Raw genomic sequence first — 6,317 nt, forward strand, 5'->3', positions numbered from 1 at the left:
CATTTTGTGGGCGTTGAACTTATTGCCCTTTCTTGGCAATTTAATTGCCGACCCAGGCGGCTCTTGGACACCTGTGGGATAGTTTGTCATTTAGATCATCCCTTCATCAATTTCGTCCATTCGTTTCCGTGTCATGATATGCAGCGCAATCAAGTCATCTTCTGACAACTTAATTGGCCGTATGTGATATTTCTCGATGAAGCTCTTAGCACCCATCTGATGGCGCTCGGTGTGATGCTCACGGCAGAGACACTCAAAGTACAGTTTGCGATGATCCACTAGCTTGCGACTACCTCTGCCTACCGGCGTGAAGTGATCGATGTCGCTATGCAGCTTGCCACAAATCACACACTGCCGATGACGTAAGCACTGGACAGCTTTCGGGTAAGTATCAGGAATGGCATCCCATGTCTTCGTTTTGAACGGAATCCCATTCTCAAAACAGAAGTCGAGTATAAAGGTCAGGAACTTATTTGCTTGATCCATACTGCAATCACTCATTGAGAAGCTCTCTGCACCCGTTTTGGCGTAGTAGAAGTATTTCATCCACTGTTCCATGTCCTGCACGTCATAGCCGGTATATGCGGCCATATCCCGTAGCATGGCAAAGATCTTCTTACGCTGGTCTGGTGAGATCTGGCGACCATCATCAAGCTGCAACTCAATCGTTGGCTGTTTGTGGTTGGCAAACCGTTTCAGCCGGTACATATTCAGCTCATCATCAAGCTTGATAGTGATTTCGTCACCCTTAATTGCTTTGAGTTTGCCAAACATCTAAACACCTCGTCACTAACATTTTTGTGAATCACGACTGTATCGGATAAACTCCAAATCAGAATGGCAACGCGTCATCAGGAATATCGATCGAATCACCAGAATTAGCAAACGGATCGCCACTTTCTGATTGATTGTTCTGGTTGCTTGACCGTTGTTGTCGTGGCCGTTGTGGTAAATCAAAGTCATTCACATTCAACTCCACTGCGAATTGCGGTTCACCCTGCTGGTTCGTCCACTGGTTAACTGACCATTGACCAGAAACCGCCACGTTGTCACCTTTGTGAAAATACTTCATGATCGTATCAGCACGCTTGCCAAAGACGGAGCACCGCACCCAGTCAACGCCATAGTTACCGTTGCGATCTGGTCGATTCTGACGAACGGCAATCGTAAAGTCAGCGACCTCGCTGTTACCAACCTGTCTCGTTTGTGGATCTTTTCCGATGTTGCCGGTGATTGCCATATTACGCATTAGTCTTCACCTCTCCATATTTACCATTTTCAATGTTTACAGCAAAGATCGCATGATCTTCTCCGGCAATTTTTTGAACCTGATCAACAAAGGTGTTGCATTTTCTAGCAATTTCTAAATCTGAAATATCATTTGGACGTTTCATTTCCATTACCCCTATTCCACGTTTTCCAACGCACCTTTTTCTTTTTGATTCTTTTCTAGTAATCCCAAGCGGTAGATAAAAGCCAATCGCTCAATGTCATTCCAGTTCGTGGCGAAATCAATATCGCCGTACTTGTCGTTAAATTTATCGTTGTAATACCGCTGATCCTCGATGAACCGCCAATGCTGCTGTTTCTCTTTAATAGCCGTTGCAATCGCTTTGTAGATATACTTAGCACGCTGTTCCTCGCATTCAGCAATTTTGTCAGCATTTAGTTTTTCATCAGATTCCTTAAAAACTTTGATCCGTTTTGCGTACAGTGACGCTTGCTTTAGCAGAATCTTAACGGCCTGAGTCACATGCAGATCATTTTTCTGAAAGGTTTCTTTGATTTCTTGTTTATTCATGTACGGCTTCGGCATGTTTGTTCACCTCAACAATCTTTTGCACATTTTTCTGGAAGTAGAATTCAATCTTGCCAAGTGAACCATCTCGGTTCTTCTTGATCGACAAATTCAAATTCTGATCGTCAGGATCATCACTAGGCCGCCACAAGAATCCAACGATATTAGCATCTTGCTCAATAGCTCCGGTTTCTCGCAAGTCACTTAGGAATGGCTCGTTACTCTGGCGAGACTCAACACCTCGATTAAGCTGGCTCAAAGCAATCAATGGAATCTTCAATGTCTGAGTCAAGATCTTTAGCCGCCGGGAAACTTCTTCAAGTGCTTGACGAGTGTCTTGCTTTGGGTTATCCGTTGCAACCAGCCCAATATGATCGACAATCGGCAAGTAGTTACCGGATCCCAATCGTTGGGCATGCTGTTTGATCACACTAGCAATATCGTCGATGCTGATTAACCGGTCATTTGACCAAAAGTGAAGCTGTGCAATTTGTTTGATCGTGTCGGCAGCTTGCTTCTTCTGGTCAGCGGACATGCGCACTGCTGGATTTTTCCAAAAGTTCAACGGAATGTTGGACATGGATGAGTACACCCGGCGCATATTTTGCTTGGAACTCATTTCGAGCGAGAAAATTTCAACCGTCAAATTAGGGTTCTGCAAAATGGCGTTCATCCCTAAATTCAACGCAAACGCTGTCTTTCCAACAGATGGTCTAGCACCAATGATCATGAGTTGATTGGCAGTTAAGCCACCACCCAAGAGATCGTCAAGATCAGGATAAGTCTTGAGAAAATGGGCTTGTGGACTTTCCAACTCTCGTAAGGCGTCATCAGCCATCTTGTAAGCTACGTTATCAGTGGCATCATCTTTCTGGTTGGCTTGCTTTCGCAGTTCGTCAAGGTGATCCATATTGAAACTGGATGGATCTTTAAAAACATTCATAGCCGCTGACTTAATCTCAGCCTTGTAAAATTCTTGACGCAGTTGCTGAAAGGTACCGTGCGCATCGGTTGGGATCCTAACTGACTGAATCGATTTGAAAATTCCCTGCACATTTAGCTGTTTGCCAAATGGCGTATCACCGAACGCCGCCGCAATCTGATCGGCATTGTCATATTGACCGGCCCACAGGTTGATGTAACTGGCAAGAATCCGATAGCTGTTGTTGCTGAACCATTTTTCGTCAACCGTTTCAGAGTTCAAGACTTGTGGTTGGTTGATTAGGAACCACATCGCTTTGCGCTCAACATCTGGCACTACTCGATTTGTTTGCATCATTGGACACCTCTTAGCTCTGGTGGATTAACAACTTTATCGGCTTCTTCAAACGTGATATCTGGATAAGTCTGTTTGATCTCTGACATGGCCTTATCCAAATCGTTGCCATATTTCGAATAGGCGTTGTAGATCAGATCTCGTTTTCGCTGTCTAGCAACTGACTTCTCAAAGTCAGAAGGTTCTGAAACCCTTGGTGGCTCAGGAGAATCATAAGAATCTGTCCAACGTTCTCCGTTAAACCATGTGCTCCCATTGGGATAAAACTTAGGATCGGTGTGCTTAATCAGTGCCACAATACCGTCCTGAATCTCTTTGTTGGTTACACCTTTTTTGATAGACCGTTTGTAGGATTCCAAGGCTTTCTTCCTACCCTTTTTGCTAGGATAAAGTTTCCAAAGCTTATTAAAATTAACTTCGAGCGAACCTGCACCGTTTTTATTAGGTGCAGCCTTTTCTTTATTCTTTTCTTTATTCGTCTCGTCTCGTCTTTTATATGGGTCACTACTGTGGTCACTTTTGCGGTCACTACTGTGGTTACTAGTGCAGTCACGAGTGTGGTCACTACTGTGGTCAAATAGTGACTGCACTCTTTCATCAGTTAATTCAAAAATCTCATAGCGAGCAGATCGATTAGCACCTCTGGACTTGTATTCAATCAATCCTTTATTGATCAGGAGCTTGCGTGCTTTGACAAATGCACCGTGTTTTAAATTACCTTTAACGAAATTTTCCGCTGGTGTTATTGATTTAGCCCAATGTAAGCCGTTATAAATATTTAGCATTCGCATATATAGATAACTGGCAGAAGGAGTTAAATTCAACACCTGTTCGATTCGCCAAAAGGTATTTAACTGGTTCATATAATTCAAAGCAATCCCTCCTTTCAGTTAATAAAGTCTGGTGAAACTAACGCGACACCCCTCATGATTGCAAGTCCCGGTTATGAGGCAGGCATCCCTTAATTTGAGAAATCCTTGGACAACTTTCTTTTCTGATTCGCCACTTAGTATTTTGAGTTTTTGCATGGGAAAAACATATTCATGTTGTTCTGGAAAGTCTAAAGTTAAACTTGTCATAGCCAGCCAAAGAACAGCGGCTTTTGTTCCTAACTTGCTTGGATATTTGTGATCAAAGAAGGCCATGTGTTGCTTTTCAATATTCATGATCAGACCTCCAAATCATCTAAGAAATCGTCGCCAGCTTCGGAAGTTTTACCTTCCCGCTTCTTCTGGTTCTGACGAAATTCCATCAACTCGGTGGTCAACTCATGATCCAAAGCATTGATATCTTCTTTCGTCATATGGCTAAGATCCTTGACCTTGGCTTTCCCAGCAGCGTTGACGAGCAACTTCTTTTCAGCAATCTTCATTTCAGTACTGATAGCCTTTAACCGGGCTTTCAAGTCTTGCTTGGCTTTGGCGTTTGGATCAGGTTTTTGATTAGCTGGTCGTCTAGTACGTGCTTGCTTGCGTGGCTGCTCTTTAGGTGCTGACTTGGTAGCCTTATTGCCATCGTCGTCAAGATCACTGGTAACGCCAAAGATGGCGGATAAGCTGTAACGGCGGGCATAAGTTTCAGCCGATCCAAACGCCTGAGCGTCATTCTTAGTAACTGGCATGGTCAACGGTTCAAATTGAATCCATTCGCCGCTGTCTGACATCAAGATGGTTGATACCGATACTTGATTACCTTCACTGGCAACTTCCTGTGTATAGCTGAATCCTTTCGGCAGAGCCTTGTCGATGGCATCAACGACACCTTCGAGTGTTACATAATCGGATTTGAAAAACGGATTCTTAGCATTCTTTTCAGGTTGCTTGATATCCTTACGAACGGCATTCATGGCTGCTGCAATAGTTTTAATTGACTCACTTGACTTCATTTGATTACCGCCTTTCTGTTAAATTTGAAGGTTGTCTTTTCGGTAGCCGGCTTGATGGTTGGGCCATCCAAAATTACTCCGTCATCACTGATGTAGTGATCACCGACAAAGTGGAAGTTCTTCTTGATAGCTTCCTTATCCGGCTTCGGGTTTGGTTTGAGAAAATCGGTTAACCCTTGATCAGTTAAACTTTGGATTAGCTTCTTATCGTTTGGCCAGTTAACGCCCTCCCGTTGTTTGCGGGTTGAAACCGTCCCATAAGGTGTTGAGATCTTAGCTTTCTTATCACTTTGACGTAACTCATGCAAATAATCGGATAGCAATCCTTGCATGTCCTCGCGACTTGATTCATTCTTGTCGAGTTCTTTCTGTTGCCATTTTTCGATGTCCTCGATTTGTTTTTCGAGGTCCTCGATTTGTTCTTTAGCCGCTTGCTTAACTTCAGCATCTTGGTCATCGAAGTCACGGAGCTTACGCATCACCCAGGTAGCTGAACTCAAATCATGAACTTCAAATTTAGGCTTCTCAGTTGTTTGTTCGTCATTCTCTAAATCTAGTTTTGACAAAGCACTCATTCTTATTCCTCCTCATAAATTCCAGTCACTGCATAATCGCTCAAATGATCTTCCTCACGGCGCAAATAGGTCAGCATAGCTGCTTTAACATCCGCGCTTGGTTCATCATCAATGGCTCGTTTTAAACCAGCCACACGAATCCGTGCATAAACGACATCCTTAGTAATTGTTTTTTCCATGTCCCAACACCCCCATAATCCGTTGCGTCCAGCTTCGTCGTGGTCTATACTTGATGTATAGAATGTTTTGAAATCTGAACAACTTTTCTTTCGTAGCATCTGACAGTGGCCGCTGTTGGGTGCTTTTTTCTGTATCTGGATTAGTCATCATAATTCGTTAACCCCTCTTGAAGTTCACCGATATTGCGAACATCCGGGTCGGCCACCATTTGTTGAAGCATTGCTTCTAGTGCAGCCATTGGTACGTTATAGTGCTGGGAAATCTTGACGATCGAAAACATAAGATGGAGAACAATTTCGGTAGGCTCTAAATTTTCTGATCGGAAAATTGCCGGTGTGTCAGCGTTAAGATTTCTAATTTCGATTTTTCCTGGTTTCATGATGTTTTCCTCCTTTAGTCAAACCATTGTTTCCAATAATTTTTACGATCTTGCTTCCAAGCAACGTACTGCGTGCCAACCCAGAAACTTAGAGCTGCTAGTAATGCAACTTGTAACCACATTGGAACAACTAGCATTTCTTATCACCTCCTTAAAATCCGTACACGATGTGGCTATGAATCCATTTTTCAACAGCTGGTGCTGGATATAGCGGCCGCTTCTTA

General features: G+C 43.4%; 12 protein-coding genes. All 12 read right to left on the bottom strand.

Annotation, left to right across the window (positions count from 1 at the left end; genetic code table 11):
* Window positions 1-90: 90 nt before the first annotated feature.
* Window positions 91-774, bottom strand: coding sequence for a putative HNHc nuclease (locus KTE19_RS11685; RefSeq protein WP_217342347.1), 684 nt, complete (start codon window positions 772-774; stop codon window positions 91-93).
* A gap of 58 nt (window positions 775-832) precedes the next feature.
* Window positions 833-1,249 (bottom strand): single-stranded DNA-binding protein, encoded by a 417-nt coding sequence (locus KTE19_RS11690; protein ID WP_217162850.1) that lies wholly within the window; start codon window positions 1,247-1,249, stop codon window positions 833-835.
* Window positions 1,242-1,394, bottom strand: a complete 153-nt coding sequence (locus KTE19_RS11695; RefSeq protein WP_217342348.1) for a hypothetical protein — start codon at window positions 1,392-1,394, stop codon at window positions 1,242-1,244. Before KTE19_RS11695 ends, KTE19_RS11690 begins: the two co-directional genes overlap by 8 nt.
* 11 nt (window positions 1,395-1,405) lie before the next feature.
* Complete coding sequence (locus tag KTE19_RS11700) at window positions 1,406-1,801, bottom strand: hypothetical protein (RefSeq protein ID WP_217342349.1); 396 nt, start codon at window positions 1,799-1,801, stop codon at window positions 1,406-1,408.
* The gene (locus tag KTE19_RS11705) at window positions 1,794-3,077 is read right to left on the bottom strand and encodes a DnaB-like helicase C-terminal domain-containing protein (RefSeq protein WP_249778653.1); all 1,284 of its coding nucleotides are present in this window, start codon (window positions 3,075-3,077) and stop codon (window positions 1,794-1,796) included. The genes KTE19_RS11700 and KTE19_RS11705 overlap by 8 nt, the downstream gene beginning before the upstream one ends.
* Complete coding sequence (locus KTE19_RS11710; RefSeq protein WP_217342350.1) at window positions 3,074-3,946, bottom strand: hypothetical protein; 873 nt, start codon at window positions 3,944-3,946, stop codon at window positions 3,074-3,076. The genes KTE19_RS11705 and KTE19_RS11710 overlap by 4 nt, the downstream gene beginning before the upstream one ends.
* 18 nt (window positions 3,947-3,964) lie before the next feature.
* Complete coding sequence (locus tag KTE19_RS11715; protein ID WP_217162861.1) at window positions 3,965-4,240, bottom strand: hypothetical protein; 276 nt, start codon at window positions 4,238-4,240, stop codon at window positions 3,965-3,967.
* 2 nt (window positions 4,241-4,242) lie between these two features.
* Window positions 4,243-4,959 (bottom strand): ERF family protein, encoded by a 717-nt coding sequence (locus tag KTE19_RS11720; protein WP_217162863.1) that lies wholly within the window; start codon window positions 4,957-4,959, stop codon window positions 4,243-4,245.
* Window positions 4,956-5,534, bottom strand: a complete 579-nt coding sequence (locus tag KTE19_RS11725) for a host-nuclease inhibitor Gam family protein (protein WP_217342351.1) — start codon at window positions 5,532-5,534, stop codon at window positions 4,956-4,958. The genes KTE19_RS11720 and KTE19_RS11725 overlap by 4 nt, the downstream gene beginning before the upstream one ends.
* Before the next feature lie 2 nt (window positions 5,535-5,536).
* Window positions 5,537-5,713, bottom strand: a complete 177-nt coding sequence (locus KTE19_RS11730; protein WP_217342352.1) for a hypothetical protein — start codon at window positions 5,711-5,713, stop codon at window positions 5,537-5,539.
* A 140-nt stretch (window positions 5,714-5,853) separates the two neighbouring features.
* On the bottom strand, window positions 5,854-6,093 hold the full coding sequence (locus KTE19_RS11735; RefSeq protein WP_217342353.1) for a hypothetical protein: 240 nt from the start codon (window positions 6,091-6,093) through the stop codon (window positions 5,854-5,856).
* Window positions 6,094-6,107: 14 nt separating this feature from the next.
* On the bottom strand, window positions 6,108-6,230 hold the full coding sequence (locus KTE19_RS14175) for a hypothetical protein (RefSeq protein ID WP_283817085.1): 123 nt from the start codon (window positions 6,228-6,230) through the stop codon (window positions 6,108-6,110).
* Window positions 6,231-6,317: the final 87 nt, after the last annotated feature.

The sequence above is a fragment of the Lentilactobacillus dabitei genome (genome assembly GCF_019061365.1).
Classification (GTDB): domain Bacteria; phylum Bacillota; class Bacilli; order Lactobacillales; family Lactobacillaceae; genus Lentilactobacillus; species Lentilactobacillus dabitei.